The organism is Stutzerimonas balearica DSM 6083 (genome assembly GCF_000818015.1).
Classification (GTDB): Bacteria; Pseudomonadota; Gammaproteobacteria; order Pseudomonadales; family Pseudomonadaceae; genus Stutzerimonas; species Stutzerimonas balearica.
In genome coordinates, this window is record NZ_CP007511.1 from 88,609 (window position 1) to 102,520 (window position 13,912).

Annotated in this window: 13 protein-coding genes; 6 read left to right on the forward strand and 7 right to left on the reverse strand. The window is 67.4% G+C overall.

The window, feature by feature from the left end; translation table 11 throughout:
• Positions 1-581: 581 nt before the first annotated feature.
• Positions 582-1,646, reverse strand: coding sequence for a PA0069 family radical SAM protein (locus CL52_RS00420; protein ID WP_043217775.1), 1,065 nt, complete (start codon positions 1,644-1,646; stop codon positions 582-584).
• Positions 1,647-1,948: 302 nt separating this feature from the next.
• On the opposite strand from CL52_RS00420, the gene CL52_RS00425 reads away from it, so the two are divergent.
• Positions 1,949-3,019, forward strand: coding sequence for an acyltransferase family protein (locus CL52_RS00425; RefSeq protein ID WP_041109146.1), 1,071 nt, complete (start codon positions 1,949-1,951; stop codon positions 3,017-3,019).
• A 473-nt stretch (positions 3,020-3,492) separates the two neighbouring features.
• Here CL52_RS00425 and CL52_RS00430 read toward each other — a convergent pair whose 3' ends face one another.
• The 3 genes from CL52_RS00430 to CL52_RS00440 all read right to left on the reverse strand — a co-directional run bounded on the left by CL52_RS00430 (position 3,493) and on the right by CL52_RS00440 (position 6,876).
• Positions 3,493-3,768, reverse strand: a complete 276-nt coding sequence (locus CL52_RS00430) for a YheV family putative zinc ribbon protein (RefSeq protein ID WP_102847933.1) — start codon at positions 3,766-3,768, stop codon at positions 3,493-3,495.
• A complete protein-coding gene (prlC, locus tag CL52_RS00435) occupies positions 3,768-5,819 on the reverse strand; it encodes an oligopeptidase A (RefSeq protein WP_043217777.1) in 2,052 nt (683 codons plus the stop codon). The genes CL52_RS00430 and prlC overlap by 1 nt, the downstream gene beginning before the upstream one ends.
• Before the next feature lie 64 nt (positions 5,820-5,883).
• Positions 5,884-6,876, reverse strand: coding sequence for a bile acid:sodium symporter family protein (locus tag CL52_RS00440; protein ID WP_041109140.1), 993 nt, complete (start codon positions 6,874-6,876; stop codon positions 5,884-5,886).
• Positions 6,877-6,957: 81 nt separating this feature from the next.
• On the opposite strand from CL52_RS00440, the gene CL52_RS00445 reads away from it, so the two are divergent.
• Together CL52_RS00445 and CL52_RS00450 are read left to right on the forward strand one after the other, a co-directional pair.
• Positions 6,958-7,776 (forward strand): AraC family transcriptional regulator, encoded by an 819-nt coding sequence (locus CL52_RS00445; protein ID WP_043217779.1) that lies wholly within the window; start codon positions 6,958-6,960, stop codon positions 7,774-7,776.
• Positions 7,777-7,829: 53 nt separating this feature from the next.
• Entirely contained in the window at positions 7,830-8,366 is a 537-nt protein-coding gene (locus CL52_RS00450; RefSeq protein WP_043217782.1) for a gamma carbonic anhydrase family protein, read from the forward strand.
• 3 nt (positions 8,367-8,369) lie between these two features.
• On the opposite strand, the gene CL52_RS00455 is transcribed toward CL52_RS00450, so the two are convergent.
• From CL52_RS00455 to CL52_RS00465, 3 genes are all read right to left on the reverse strand, one after another.
• Entirely contained in the window at positions 8,370-9,365 is a 996-nt protein-coding gene (locus CL52_RS00455) for an LLM class flavin-dependent oxidoreductase (RefSeq protein WP_043217786.1), read from the reverse strand.
• A 68-nt stretch (positions 9,366-9,433) separates the two neighbouring features.
• Complete coding sequence (locus tag CL52_RS00460) at positions 9,434-9,859, reverse strand: PA0061/PA0062 family lipoprotein (protein WP_041109274.1); 426 nt, start codon at positions 9,857-9,859, stop codon at positions 9,434-9,436.
• Between the two features lie 71 nt (positions 9,860-9,930).
• Entirely contained in the window at positions 9,931-10,350 is a 420-nt protein-coding gene (locus CL52_RS00465) for a PA0061/PA0062 family lipoprotein (RefSeq protein WP_041109132.1), read from the reverse strand.
• 115 nt (positions 10,351-10,465) lie between these two features.
• Between CL52_RS00465 and CL52_RS00470 the strand changes: the two genes are divergently transcribed.
• The 3 genes from CL52_RS00470 to CL52_RS00480 all read left to right on the forward strand — a co-directional run bounded on the left by CL52_RS00470 (position 10,466) and on the right by CL52_RS00480 (position 13,629).
• Positions 10,466-11,539: an aminopeptidase gene (locus CL52_RS00470; protein WP_043217787.1), complete on the forward strand. Its 1,074-nt coding sequence runs from the start codon at positions 10,466-10,468 to the stop codon at positions 11,537-11,539.
• A 183-nt stretch (positions 11,540-11,722) separates the two neighbouring features.
• Entirely contained in the window at positions 11,723-12,892 is a 1,170-nt protein-coding gene (locus tag CL52_RS00475; RefSeq protein WP_041109128.1) for a hypothetical protein, read from the forward strand.
• Between the two features lie 14 nt (positions 12,893-12,906).
• Positions 12,907-13,629, forward strand: coding sequence for a ferritin-like domain-containing protein (locus CL52_RS00480; RefSeq protein WP_041109126.1), 723 nt, complete (start codon positions 12,907-12,909; stop codon positions 13,627-13,629).
• Positions 13,630-13,912: the final 283 nt, after the last annotated feature.

Here is a 13,912-nt window from a genome sequence, read left to right on the forward strand (position 1 = left end):
GCGCAGCGTTTTCCACGCGTCTGCCGGCGCCAGCACGCGGACCGGCGATCTTCCCGGGCATCATCGAAGGGAAGCCTGCGTGCGCAAGCCGAAGTAACAGGCTCGATCCGCCAGCGCCTTCGGTGGATAAGCAGAGCGTTATCCACCCTACGGTTACCGTGCGTAGGGTGGAAAACCGCACAGCGTTTTCCACGCGTCTGCCGGCGCCAGCACGCGGACCGGCGATCTCGGCGGGCATCATCGAGGGAAGCCTGCGTGCGCAAGCCGATGTGCCAAGTTCGCCCCGCCAGCGCCTTCGGTGGATAAGCAGAGCGTTATCCACCCTACGGTTACCGTGCGTAGGGTGGAAAACCGCGCAGCGTTTTCCACGCGTCTGCCGGAGCCAGCACGCGGACCGGCGATCTGCCCGGGCATCATCGAGGGGGAGCCTCTGTGCGCAGGCCGAGGTAACAGGCTCGATTCGGCAGTGCCTTCGGTGGATAAGCAGAGCGTTATCCACCCTACGGTTATCCGTGCGTAGGGTGGAAAACCGCGCAGCGTTTTCCACGCGTCCGGTTGGCCCTCGCACGGCCCCGGCCCTCTCACAATAGATTCATCTGCCGCCCCGGCGGGGCGAAGCGGCTGCAATCGAGGCCCTGGTTCTGTTCGCGGCGGTGGAAGCCCAGGCGCCTGCTGGCCAGGCGGAAGCGCTGGGCGAGCAGCTCGGCGAACTGGCCTTCGCCGCGCATGCGGCTGCCGAAGCGGCTGTCGTAGGCCTTGCCGCCGCGCGATTGGCGCACCAGGCTCATGACGTGCTCGGCGCGCTGCGGGAAGTGTTCGCCGAGCCACTGCTCGAACAGCGGCGCCACCTCGTGTGGCAGGCGCAGCAGCACGTAGCCAGCCGAGCCCGCCCCGGCGTCGCGTGCCGCCTCGAGCAGGCGCTCGAGCTCCATGTCGTTGATCACCGGGATCATCGGCGCGCACATCACGCTGACCGGCACGCCGGCCTCGTGCAGGGTGCGCAGGGTCCGCAGGCGTGCGGTCGGCGCTGCGGCGCGCGGCTCCATGATGCGCTTGAGTTCGTCGTCCAGCGTGGTGAGGCTGACCGATACGCTCACCAGGCGTTGCTCGGCCAGCGGTACCAGCAGATCGAGGTCGCGCAGCACCAGCGAGCCCTTGGTGATGATGTGCACCGGGTGGCGGAAGCGCAGCAGCACCTCCAGCGCCTGGCGCGTCAGCCGTTGCTCGCGTTCCAGCGGCTGGTAAGCGTCGGTATTGACACCCAGCGCGATCGGCTGGGGTACATAGCCCGGCTTGCTCAGTTCGGCCTCCAGGCGTTCGGCCAGGTTGGTCTTGGCGATCAGCCGCGTTTCGAAATCGATCCCCGGCGAGAGGTCCCAGTAGGCGTGGCTGGGCCGCGCAAAGCAGTAAATGCAGCCATGTTCGCAGCCGCGGTAGGGGTTGACCGAGCGATCGAAGCCGACGTCCGGCGACTGGTTGCGGGTGAGTACGCTTTTCGCAGTCTCTCGGCGCACTTCGGTCGCCCGTGTCGGCGGGACCTCCTGTTCCCAGCCGTCGTCGAAGGCCTCGCTGCGCGTCGGTGCGAAGCGATTGTCCGGATTGATCGCAGTGCCGCGACCGCGGATGCGCGTGAGGGGAACGGTCATGTTCGCTCCGTCTGATACTGTTCATGCATACAGTAATGGGTGAGGCGCCGCCTGGCCAGCCGCGAGCCTGGATCGGCGACGAGAGGGGACGACCGTCCGTCGGCCTGGCGAACCTTTTTGCCGTTGAGGTGGACAAAGGGGCTGATCGGGGTCGGACGGCCAGAGGCTTGCTGTGCCGGCCCGGTGAAGCGTGCGCTGGCGACCAGACAGGGAGGACCGGAGCCTGCTCCGACCCGGCAGTAGTGCCCAGCGATGTTCATGCGCTTGCCTCGCGAACTGCCGTCCGGATTCAGGAGCCGACCATGCACACCACCCGTTCCTTTCACACCCGGGAAAACAATTTCGATTTCCTGCGCTTCTTCGCGGCGGCGCTGGTGCTCTTCGCGCACAGCTACCCCCTGGTGGGGCGTCGCGGGGATGAGCCACTGACGCTGCTGACCGGCTACGAGAAGGGCGGCTCCATTGCCGTCGGCATCTTCTTCGTCATGAGCGGTTACCTGATCACCTCGTCCTGGCTGGCCAGCAGCAGCCCGAAGAGCTTTCTGGTCAAGCGTGCGCTGCGGATCTTTCCGGCGCTCATCGTCGCGGTGCTGTTCTCGGCGTTCATCATCGGCCCGCTGGTATCGCAGGCGAGCGTGGCCCAATACCTGGCCGCCGATGGCACCTGGACCTACCTGCAGAACATCCTGCTGGTCACGCGCTACGAACTGCCGGGCGTGTTCACCGAGAACGTCTACCCGTCGGTGGTCAACGGCTCGCTGTGGACGCTGCCGCTGGAAGTGCTGATGTACATCGGCGTGATGATCCTGGGGCTGACCGGCTTCCTCAAACGCCGGCTGATCTTCCTACCGATTGCCGTGCTCGCGGTCGGGCACTTCTGGCTGGTCGGCCGGCTCGGCATCGACTCGTACTTCATCCGCAATATCTTCAAGCTCGGCCTGCTGTACTACAGCGGCGCGGCGATCTTCCTCTATCGCGACGACATCCCCTGGCGCGGCTGGATCGCCGGCGTGCTGACCGTGGCGCTGGTCGGCACCTTCCGCACGGACGTCGGCCCGCTGGTGTACTTCGTCGCCCTGCCATACCTGGTGATCTACCTGGCCTACGCGCCGTTGCCCTGGGTCTCGCGCTTCGGCAAGTACGGCGATGTGTCCTACGGGCTGTATATCTATGCGTTCCCGTTCCAGCAGCTGACGGTCTACCTGTTCGGGCCGCAGATCGGCGTGCTGGGGCTGACGCTGATCGCCTTCGTGCCGACGCTGATCCTCGCGGCGCTGTCGTGGCACCTGATCGAGGCGCCGGCGATGAAGATGAAGCGGCTGTTCGCCTCGCCGGCCCAGCCGGGGCGGGCGACGCCGAAGGTTGAGGGTTGATTGGGTGATGCGAGGACGGCTCACCGGGCCTTCTGCTGTCGACGGCTGAGCGTTGCTGGCCCGCTTAGGGCTGCTTCTACGGACCGGGGCACATACCGAGCGGCCTGATGCCATGGCTTTCGGCTCCCGCGGCCGAATCTGCCGGCCGGGCCTGTGAAAGCGCGGCGTCACCTCGAGACACACGCCGAAACCTCACCTCAAACAAGGTGGAAAACGCTGCGCGGTTCTTCCCCCCTACGGTTCTCACCGTCCTGAAAGAGTTGGTTGGTGCGGCCTGGCTGGCCAAGAACGGGGTCGCCTAGGGAGTCCCATCGTGACTCGGCCGGGGCCGAAACCCGGGGCATCAGCACACCTGGCGATCGGCTTCATCTCAAGACCGCCAGCCAAAACGGACCGGTGGCACCTCTCGTTCGTTCATCCCGCAGAAAACGAAAACCCGCCAAATGGCGGGCTTTTCGTTCAACCGAAACGCATCACTCCGGCTTCTTCAACTTCGGATTGGGAAAGAACTGCACCGACTGCACCTGCGGGTTGGCCGGCTTGGGCTGGACCTTGTTGACCCGCGTGCCGAGTTCCAGGGGTACCGATTGCCCCTGGGCATTGAGCGTGTCGGCGTAGCCGCAGACCACGCATTCACGGTGCGGCACGCCGTCGACGTCCCACATCTTCACGCTGTCCGGCTCGCTGCACGCCGGGCACACGGCGCCAGCGATGAAGCGTTTGGTCGGTTGTTCGGTTGCCTGGTTCATCATGCGGCCTCCTCCTGACTCAGCCCGAGGTGGCGCAGCAGGGCGTCGATGGACGGCTCGCGGCCTCGGAAATCGACGAACAGTACCATCGGCTCCTGGGAGCCGCCACGGGCGAGAATCGCCTCGCGGAAGGCCCGTCCGGTCTCGGCATTGAACACCCCTTCCTCCTCGAAACGCGAGAAGGCGTCCGACGAAAGGACCTCGGCCCACTTGTAGCTGTAGTAACCGGCCGCGTAACCGCCGGAGAAGATGTGCGCAAAGCTGTTGGGGAAGCGGTTTTCCCTGGGTGGGCGCAGCACCGAGACCTCGTCGCGGATCGCTTCGAGCACCTCGAGCACGCTGCGGCCGTCGCCGTGGGTGGCATGCAGTTCGAAGTCGAACAGCGAGAACTCCAGCTGCCGCACCATCATCATTCCGGACTGGAAGTTCTTCGCCGCGAGCATGCGCTCGAGCTTTTCCTGCGGCAGCGGCTCGCCGGTCTGGTAGTGGCCGGAAATCAGCGCCAGGCCCTCGGGCTCCCAGCACCAGTTCTCCATGAACTGGCTGGGCAGCTCGACCGCGTCCCAGGCCACACCGTTGATGCCCGAGGCACCGGCGTGCTCGACGCGGGTCAGCAGGTGGTGCAGGCCGTGGCCGAATTCGTGGAACAGCGTGGTGACCTCGTCGTGGGTCAACAGCGCCGGACGCTCGCCCACCGGCGGGGTGAAGTTGCACACCAGATTGGCGACCGGGCTGATCAGCCGGCCTTCGGCATCACGGCGCTTGTCGCGCGCGCCGTCCATCCACGCGCCGCCACGCTTGTTGGCCCGGGCATAGAGGTCGAAGAAGAAGCGGCCGACGTGCTCGCCGTGCTCGCGAATCTCGAACAGGCGCACCTCCGGATGCCAGGCGTCGAAGTCTTCCAGCTCGACGATCTCGATGCCGTACAGGCGCTGGACCACGGCGAACAGGCCGGCGAGCACCTTGTCGATCGGGAAATACGCGCGCAGCTCTTCCTGGTTCAGGCTGTAGCGGCTCTGGCGCAGCTTTTCGGCGTAGTAGCCGGTGTCCCAGCTCTTGAGGTCGTCCAGACCCTGCTCGGCGGCAAAGGCGCGCAGCTCGGCCAGATCCTTCTCGGCGAACGGCTTGCTGCGTACCGCCAGGTCGCGCAGGAAGCCGAGCACCTGCTCGGGCGATTCGGCCATTTTCGTTGCCAGCGACAGCTCGGCGTAGCTGGCGTAGCCGAGCAACCTGGCCAGCTCCTGACGCAGGTCGAGGATCTCTTCCATCACCGGGCCGTTGTCGAACTGCCCGGCGTTCGGCCCCTGGTCCGAGGCCCGCGTCGAGTAGGCGGTGTAGACCTCCTGGCGCAGGGCGCGGTCGTCGGCGTAGGTCATTACCGCGTAGTAGCTGGGGAATTCCAGGGTGATCAGCCAGCCGTCCAGGCCCTTGGCCTCGGCAGCCTGTTTCATCTGCCCCTTGGCCGAGTCGGGCAGGCCGGCCAGCGCGGCCTCGTCGGTGAGATGCTTGGTCCAGGCCTGGGTGGCGTCGAGCAGCTGGTTGGAGAAGCGGCTGCCGAGCTCGGCGAGCTTCATCTGGATCGCCCCGAAGCGCTGCTGCTCGACCGGCGGCAGGTCGATGCCCGACAGGCGGAAGTCGCGCAGCGAATGCTCGAGGATGGTCTTCTGCGCGACCTCGAAGCCGGCCGCGGCGGGCCCTTCGGCCAGCGCCTTGTAGGCTTCGAAGAGGGCGCGGTTCTGGCCCAGCTCGGTGTAGTAGGCCGACAGCTTCGGCAGGCACGCCTCGTAGGCGCTGCGCAGTTCCGGGCTGTTGCACACGGCATTGAGGTGGCTGACCGGGCTCCAGGCGCGGCCAAGGCGGGCGTTCATCTCGTCCAGGCCGACCACCAGGGTCTGCCAGTCGAGGCGCTCGGCGGGGCGGCTGAGCAGTTCCTCGATGGCCACCCGGTTGTCACCGAGGATGCTGTCGATGGCCGGCTCCACATGCTCGGGGCGAATCTCGGAGTACGGCGGAAGATCGAAATCCTGTAGCAGGGGATTGTTGGCGCTCACGGGCGGGCCTCTTGCAATGAATCACGCGGTGCATGGTAACAGCACAAGAGACCGCGCCGCGGGGTCAGGGTGCCGGCGCCGCCATCGGCGCGCTGTCGTCGCGCTCGGCGTAGCGCTGGGCCATCACGGCGCAGACCATCAGCTGGATCTGGTGGAAGATCATCAGCGGCAGGATCAGCGGGCCGACCGCCGCGCCGGTGAACAGGACCTGGGCCATCGGCACCCCGGTGGCGAGGCTTTTCTTCGAGCCGGCGAAGACGATGGTGATGCGGTCTTCGAGGTTGAAGCCCAGGCGCCGGGCGATGAAGCTGGTCAGCCACAGGACCAGCGCCAGCAGCGCGCAGCAGACCAGCGTCAGGGCGATCAGGCGCATCGGCGGGATGACGTTCCACAGGCCGCTGACCACCGCGTCGCTGAAGGCGGTGTAGACCACCAGCAGGATCGAGCCTTGGTCGACGTTCTTCAGCCAGTTCTTGTTGCGCGTGATCCAGGCGCCGATCACGGGCCGCGCCACGTGGCCGACGGCGAACGGCACCAGCAGCTGCATGACGATCTTGCCGATGGCATCGAGCGTCGAGCCGCTCTCGCCTTCGACGCCCATCAGCAGCATCACCAGCAGCGGCGTGAGGAAAATGCCGAGCAGGCTGGAGGCGGCGGCGCTGCAGATCGCCGCGGGAATATTGCCGCGCGCCAGTGAGGTGAAGGCGATCGCCGACTGCACCGTGGCCGGCAGGGCGCAGAGGTAGAGCATGCCCAGGTAGAGCTCGGTGCCGATCAGCGGGGTGAGCACCGGCTTGAGCGCCAGGCCCAGCAGCGGAAAGAGCACGAAGGTGCAGGCGAACACCGTCAGGTGCAGGCGCCAGTGGCCGGCGCCGGAAAAGATCGCCTCGCGCGAGAGCTTGGCCCCGTGCATGAAGAACAGCAGGCCGATGGCCAGGTCCGTGAGCACGCCGAAGAAGCGGGCGCCATCGCCGTGGGCCGGCAGGAACGTGGCGGCGGCGACCACTGCCAGCAGCGTCAAGGTGAAGCGATCGAACAACAGGCGAAGAACGGACATACGGATACCAGCGCTTGCGGAACAGGAGTGGGCGACGTTAGCGTGCCGTTCCAGGGTCAGCTAACGTCAAACCGCCAACAAATGTCGCCTATCGGACAGCAAGGGGCCGCCGAGGCCCGTCTCAAACAGCTCGAGCGCCTGCCGCGCCCGGTCTACGGCCAGCTCGACGCGCCGCCGAACACCGCGCTCGGCTATCGCCACAGCCACCCGTGGATCCAGCTCTCGCACGCGGTCGAGGGGGTGCTCGAGGTACGTACCGCGCAGGGCCGCTTCATCGCGCCGCCGCTGCGGGCGGTGTGGGTTCCGGCCGGCCTCGAACACCAGGTGTTTTGCGCACCGAATACCTGCATTCGCAGCCTCTACATCGACGTCGCGGCGGTCGGGCCGACACCGGGGCGCTGCCGCGTGCTGCAGGTCAGCCCGCTGTTGCGCGAGCTGATTCGTGCCTTTGGCGAGCTGCCGGAGACCTACGACGAGGCCGGTGCCGACGGTCGCCTGGTGCAGGTGCTGCTCGACCAGCTCGGCGCCGCGCCGGAAGTTCCGCTGGTGCTACCGCTGCCGGCCGATGCGCGCCTGCGCCGGCTGTGCCAGAACCTGCAGCGTCACCCCGATTCACGCCGCGGGCTGGGTGGCTGGAGCGCGCGGCTGGGGTTGTCCGAGCGCACGCTCAGTCGCCTGTTCGTCCGCGAAACCGGGCTGACCTTTCGCGCCTGGCGTCAGCGCCTGCGCCTGCTCGGTGCGCTGCCGGCGCTCGAGCGCGGCGAGCGGGTCACCGATGTGGCGCTGGCCGCCGGCTACGACTCGCTGTCGGCGTTCATCGCCGCCTTCAGCGAGCAGTTCGGCGCCACGCCCGGCGAATTCTTCCGCCTGGCGCGACGCGGCGAACAGGGCCGCGGTTGACGCCCCGGGCGGCGAGCGCCGAAGCTGTCCGGCCCTTTTCAGCGGAGCCGCCCATGTCCATTCGCAGTTTCCAGCAGCACACCCCGAAGCTCGGCGCGCGGGTGTTCGTCGACCCTACTGCCGTGGTGCTCGGTGATGTCGAGATCGGCGAAGACAGCTCGGTCTGGCCGCTGACGGTGATCCGCGGCGACATGCACCGCATCCGTATCGGCGCGCGTTCGAGCATTCAGGACGGCAGCGTGCTGCACATCACGCACGCCGGGCCGTACAACCCGGACGGCTTTCCCCTGACGATCGGCGACGAGGTCACCGTCGGGCACAAGGTCACCCTGCACGGCTGCACGCTGGGCAGCCGCATCCTGGTCGGCATGGGCTCGATCGTGATGGACGGCGCCGTGGTCGAGGACGAGGTGATCATCGCTGCCGGCAGCCTGGTGCCGCCGGGCAAGCGCCTGGAGAGCGGCTATCTCTACGTCGGCAGCCCGGTGAAGCAGGCGCGCCCGTTGACCGACAAGGAGCGCAGCTTCTTCGCCTACACCGCCGGCAACTACGTCAGGCTCAAGGACCGGCACCTGGCCGAACAGGGCTGAGCATCAGCGCAGCTCGGCGAGGATCTCGAAGGCGCGGTGGCGGTCGGCGGTCTCGTAAAGGTCGCAGGTGAAGATCAGCTCGTCGGCGCCGGTCTGCTCGAGCAGCACCTCCAGGCGCGCGCGGACCTTTTCCGCTCCGCCGATCAGCGCCAGGCCGAGGAAGTCGCCCACTGCCTGTTGCTCGTGCGGCAGCCACAGCCCCTGCATGCTCTCCACCGGCGGGCGCAGCACCAGGCTCTGCCCGCGGATCAGCGCGAGGATGCGCTGGTAGACGCTGGTGGCCAGGTACTCGGCGCGCTCGTCGCTGTCGGCGGCGATCAGCGGTACGCCGAGCATCACGTAGGGTTTGTCGAGCACCGCCGAGGGCTGGAAATTATCGCGGTACAGGCGCACCGCCTGGTGCATATAGCGCGGTGCGAAATGCGAGGCGAAGGCATAGGGCAGGCCCTTGGCGGCCGCCAGCTGGGCGCTGAACAGGCTCGAGCCAAGCAGCCAGATCGGCACGTGGCTATCGACGCCGGGCATGGCGATCACCCGCTGGTTCGGCTGGCGCGGCCCCAGCAGCGCCTGCAGTTCCTCGACGTCGGCGGGGAAGTCGTCCGGGCCGCCGAGGCGATCCCGCCGCAGTGCCCGCGCGGTGAACTGATCGGCCCCCGGGGCGCGACCCAGGCCCAGATCGATCCGCCCGGGATAGAGCGCCTCGAGCGTGCCGAACTGCTCGGCGATCACCAGCGGCGCGTGGTTGGGCAGCATCACGCCGCCGGCGCCGAGGCGGATGCGCTGGGTATGCGCGGCCAGGTAGCCGAGCAGCACGGCGGTCGCCGCACTGGCGATGCCGTCCATGTTGTGGTGCTCGGCGACCCAGAAGCGGGTAAAACCCAGCTGTTCGACGTGCTGGGCCAGTGCCAGGGCGTTGTGCAGCGCCTGGGCCGGCGTGCCGTCGTCGCGTATGGGGGCCAGGTCGAGTGCGGAAAAGGCGGTGTTCTTGATGCGGGACATCCTCTACCTCTCACAGCGGCGATGCGCGCCAGCGGGCGCTGCACCGCCTGTTGAAATGCGGTCCGGGGCTAGTGGCAGTGGCGGAAATCGGCTTCGGCGAGCACCTTGCCGGTCGCGTCGTACAGCCAGCCCTGCGGGGTGAAACCCAGCGAGCGCGCCTGCAGCCGGTAGCGCTGGCCAGCCTCGAAGTGCTCGTAGCGTACCCACAGGGTGCAGCGAATGGTCTGCATGTCGCTGTCCAGGCCCCAGCCGCCACCGCCTCCTGTGACTTCGAAGTCGTAGCGTGCCTCGAGTTCATGCGCACCCGGCGGCACCTGGAAATAGCGACCGTCGGGCGTGCGCTTACCGTCCAGCCGGTCGGACATGAAGATATCGGTGACCTGGCCCTGCAGGTCGACCCAGGCCATGCCCGGATCGGGTTGTGGCAGCGGGCCGGCGCAGCCGGTCAGCGAAAGGACGGTGCAGGCGGCAAGAGTGGCGAGTGGCGAACGCATGGCGATGACCCTGACGAGCACGGCGCAGCGCGCCGGAAGTCATCCAAGCCTGGGCCAGTGGCGGGGCTTTTTCAACGCTCGGCGAAGTTGCCGCAGCCCTGTTCCTCGGCGCGGGTCAACTCGTAGCGGTGTACGTCCTGCAGCTTGACCGTCGGCCGAAAACCATAGGCGCCCCCGGCCAGGCGGTAACGGCTGCCTGCGGCGAAGCGGTCGTATTGCACGCGCACCCGGCAGTCGCGTTCGAGCGGCGGGCTGCCGCGCCCGACGTCGGCGCCGCTGACCTCGAAGCGGTAGCGCACATCGAGGGTGTGGCTGCCGGGGCTGATCTGGAAGTAGCGGCCGTCGTCCAGTTCGCGGCCGTCGACTGCCAGCGCCTGCATGTCGGCTGCCGGGTCCAGCTCGATCCAGGCCTGGCTGGGGTCGTGGCGAGGCATCCAGAGCGAACAGCCGCCGAGCAGCGAGAGGGCGACGAGGGTGAGGACGATACGCATCGAGGGCTCCAGGAGCGGCTTGCAGGAATGCTGCGGTGTGGATTTCGCCGCGGCGTCTTTGTAGGGTGCGCGGACCGCACCTGCCGACGCTGCGCCTCCCGCCAAAGGCTGCCCGATGACAAAGCCCAACGCCGCCCCCATCGACCTCCGCCGCCGGCTCTGGGTTCCCGTATTGCTTGCCGTCTGTCTGAGCGGCTGCAGCTACTACACGCAACTGGCCCAGGGCCACCTCGCGTTGCTGCGTCAGCGCGAGCCGGTCGCCGCGGTGCTCGCCGACGAGACGCGCAGCCCCACGCTGCGCCGGCGCCTGGCGCAGACCCAGCAAGCGCGCGATTTCGCCAGCGCGGTGCTGCAATTGCCGGACAACGGCAGCTATCGCAGCTATGCCGAGATCGGCCGGCCGTTCGTGGTGTGGAACCTGTTCGCCACCGAGCGCTACTCGGTGGAACCGCTGCAGCACTGCTTTCCCATCGCCGGCTGCGTGGCCTATCGCGGCTATTACCGTGAGGCGGCGGCGCGTGCCGCGGCGGCCCGGTTGCGGCTCGAGGGCAAGGACGTGCAGGTCGCCGGCGTCGACGCCTACTCCACGCTCGGCTGGTTCGATGATCCGCTGCTCAGCGCCATGCTCCGCCGCGATGACGAGCAGCTGGCCGGGCTGATCTTCCATGAGCTGGCTCATCAGCAGCTCTACGTGCCGAGCGATACCGCGTTCAACGAGTCGTACGCCAGCTTTGTCGAGCGCGAGGGGCTGCGCCAGTGGCAGCGCAGCCGCGGTCTCCTCGCGCCTGACGCCCGCCGCCAGGCGCGCTACCGCGAGCTGGTACAGCTGCTGCTGGCGACCCGCGAACGGCTGCGTGAAGGGTACGCGCGCAACCTGCCAGAGGCGGAACTCGCGGCCTTGAAGCAGGCCGAGTTCAGCCGCCTGCGGCGCGATTACCGGGCCTTGCGCGACCAGCACTGGGGCGGTGACCGGCGCTTCGACCGCTTCTTCGAGCAGCCGCTGAACAACGCCAGCCTGGTGCCGTTCGGGCTCTACGACGGCTGGGTGCCGGCGTTTGCCGCGCTGTATCGGCAACGCGACGGTGACTGGGCGGCCTTCCACCGGGCGGCGGCCGAACTCGCCCGGCTGCCGGCCGCTGAGCGCAACCGGCGCCTGGCGCGCCTCGCCGAAACGCAAGCGCAGCGCTGAACCCGCCTCCGGCGCGGCTTTGCATCGATCTTCGGGGAAAACCGCGGCGCATGCCCGCCAGACGGTACGAACGTTCGTCAGCCAACGGGGAATTGTCCGCGCGCCCGGCCGGTCACCTCTTGCAGGCCGCCATTGCCGCGGCGCTCACCAGCCTGACGACCCGAATCCGACAACGGAGGCTCCATGGAGACCATTTCCGGAATTCTCGACAACAAAGGCACGCCCCTGGAGAAGCAGAAATTCACATGGAAGGAAATGGCCGGGCAGCCCATCAGCAAACTCGATGACGACGCCTTCACCCGGGTGCGCATCATCCTCATGAACGGCGTGGAAACCGACGCGCTGCGTCTCAAGCATGGCATCGCCCGCTTCAACAAGGAGCTGCGCCTGCCACTGGCCGAGATCCGCCGCGTCGAGCAACACCAGGCGACCATGGTCAACTGGCTGATCGGCGCCGATCACTCGCCGCTGGAAACCACCGTGGCCTACGAGCAGGTCGCCATCGAGGTCACCGCCGCGGTGGCGCAGAACGAGCCCGACCCCTACCAGGCGCAGACCTATCGCTACGGGCTGCTCGAGGATTTCGACCACCTGTACCGCTACGCGGCGATGCTCGATCGCCTGGAGGGCAAGGATGCCAACAACATCCTGCAGGGCTATACCGACATCGTGCCTGGCCGGCCCACCTCCGAGCACCACCGGCACCCGGAGAACGACATCCGGGACAACTACGAAAAGAACAGCGCGGCGCTGATCACCAAGATCCACGCGGCGCTGATCACCGGTGCCGAATACCAGACCCACGACTACTACCAGAACATCGGCCCGCTGTTCGCCGACCCGCTGGCGCGCCAGCTGTATGCCGAGATCGCCTCGGTCGAGGAGCAGCACGTGACCCAGTACGGCTCGCTGTCGGACCCCAGCGAGAGCCATATCGAGAAGTGGCTGGTCCACGAGGCGATGGAGGTCTACATGTACGCCAGCTGCGCCGAGCAGGAGACCAATCCGCGGATCAAGGCGATCTGGGAGCGCTTCCTCGACTACGAACTGGGCCACCTCAACGTCGCCTGCGAGTGGTTCAAGAAGCTTGAAGGCCGCGACCCGGCGGAGATCCTCGCCGGCCCGCTGCCGAAGATGGTCGAGTTCAAGAGCCAGCGCGACTTCGTGCGCAAGGTCCTGGCCGCCGAGGTCAACCTGCGCAGCTACGGCATCGAATACGTCGACAAGAGCAAGGAGCCGCAGTCCTCGCTCGATTACCGCAACCAGCTCAATTCGCAGGGTATCGCCGCGGACATCGTCTCGGCGGGTTACCAGTGGGCGCCCGGTGGCGAACTGATGCGCAAGGCTTCCTGAGCGAGGAGATCGACATGGCAACTGCAGCAAAAGTAGGTACCAATTTCACCGGCGTGCAGATGTCCCCGAAGGACACCAAGCGCCTGCTCGAAGCGGTCAACGAGATCCACCCGGATGTACCGGGCGACGAGACCGGCATGCTCATGGAGCGCGCCGAGCGCAGCGCCGAGGCCGGGCGCATCGGCTCGGTGCCGGTACCCGGCTCGGCCAAGGGCATGCTCAAGACCGGCTTCGACATGATGAAGGGCAAGAGCCCGGAAGTGTTCCTCGACAAGCTCGGCGAGCGCCTGGCCTACGAGCGCAACGGCGTGCGCCTGTACGAGGCGATGATCGCCAAGGCCAAGGCGCTGCATACGCCGGACGCAGGGCTGATCGACACCCTCACGCATATCCGCGACGAAGAGCACGAGCACATGATGCTGGTGCACCAGGCGATCGAATCGCTGGGCGCCGACCCGACCGCGCAGACGCCCTGCGCCGATGTCGTCGGGGCCATGGCGCTGGGCATCGTCAACGTGCTGACCGATCCGCGGACCAACGTCGACCAGTGCTTCAACGCGCTGCTGACGGTCGAGCTGGCCGACAACGCCGCCTGGGAACTGCTGATCGAGCTGGCGCAGGCCGCCGGCCACCCGAACATCGCCGATAGCTTCGTCAAGGCGAAGACGCAGGAGGATGATCATGTGGTGAAGATCAAGACGCTGATGCGCCGCGATCTGGTGATGCAGACCAAGTGACGCCCGATGAGCCGTCTGGGAGGCGCCTGCGGGCGCCTTCTTTTTTGCCTGGGCGGTTGGCGTCAGGTCGCTCGCGTTTCGCGCGAGCCTCCACCCGGGCGCCCGGCGGGGCCGGAAGCTAGCGCCGGCAAGCTGCAGCGCCGGGGGGCTTCGCTTGGCGTGTCCTGCGGGTGAGCGGGGCTCCCTGGTGGCGGCGCGGCAGGGTCGGATCGAGGCAGCGATCCGGAGCCTGCTTCTATCGATCCTGCGTTCCGGCGACTGGACAGCGCGAGTCATCCGCCTG

Bases quoted from the DNA above. Each gene is read 5' to 3' on its own strand.
- CL52_RS00420 (WP_043217775.1), bottom strand. From the start codon at position 1,646: ATGACCGTTCCCCTCACGCGCATCCGCGGTCGCGGCACTGCGATCAAT.
- CL52_RS00425 (WP_041109146.1), top strand. From the start codon at position 1,949: ATGCACACCACCCGTTCCTTTCACACCCGGGAAAACAATTTCGATTTC.
- CL52_RS00430 (WP_102847933.1), bottom strand. From the start codon at position 3,768: ATGAACCAGGCAACCGAACAACCGACCAAACGCTTCATCGCTGGCGCC.
- CL52_RS00440 (WP_041109140.1), bottom strand. From the start codon at position 6,876: ATGTCCGTTCTTCGCCTGTTGTTCGATCGCTTCACCTTGACGCTGCTG.
- CL52_RS00445 (WP_043217779.1), top strand. From the start codon at position 6,958: ATGTCGCCTATCGGACAGCAAGGGGCCGCCGAGGCCCGTCTCAAACAG.
- CL52_RS00450 (WP_043217782.1), top strand. From the start codon at position 7,830: ATGTCCATTCGCAGTTTCCAGCAGCACACCCCGAAGCTCGGCGCGCGG.
- CL52_RS00455 (WP_043217786.1), bottom strand. From the start codon at position 9,365: ATGTCCCGCATCAAGAACACCGCCTTTTCCGCACTCGACCTGGCCCCC.
- CL52_RS00460 (WP_041109274.1), bottom strand. From the start codon at position 9,859: ATGCGTTCGCCACTCGCCACTCTTGCCGCCTGCACCGTCCTTTCGCTG.
- CL52_RS00465 (WP_041109132.1), bottom strand. From the start codon at position 10,350: ATGCGTATCGTCCTCACCCTCGTCGCCCTCTCGCTGCTCGGCGGCTGT.
- CL52_RS00470 (WP_043217787.1), top strand. From the start codon at position 10,466: ATGACAAAGCCCAACGCCGCCCCCATCGACCTCCGCCGCCGGCTCTGG.
- CL52_RS00475 (WP_041109128.1), top strand. From the start codon at position 11,723: ATGGAGACCATTTCCGGAATTCTCGACAACAAAGGCACGCCCCTGGAG.
- CL52_RS00480 (WP_041109126.1), top strand. From the start codon at position 12,907: ATGGCAACTGCAGCAAAAGTAGGTACCAATTTCACCGGCGTGCAGATG.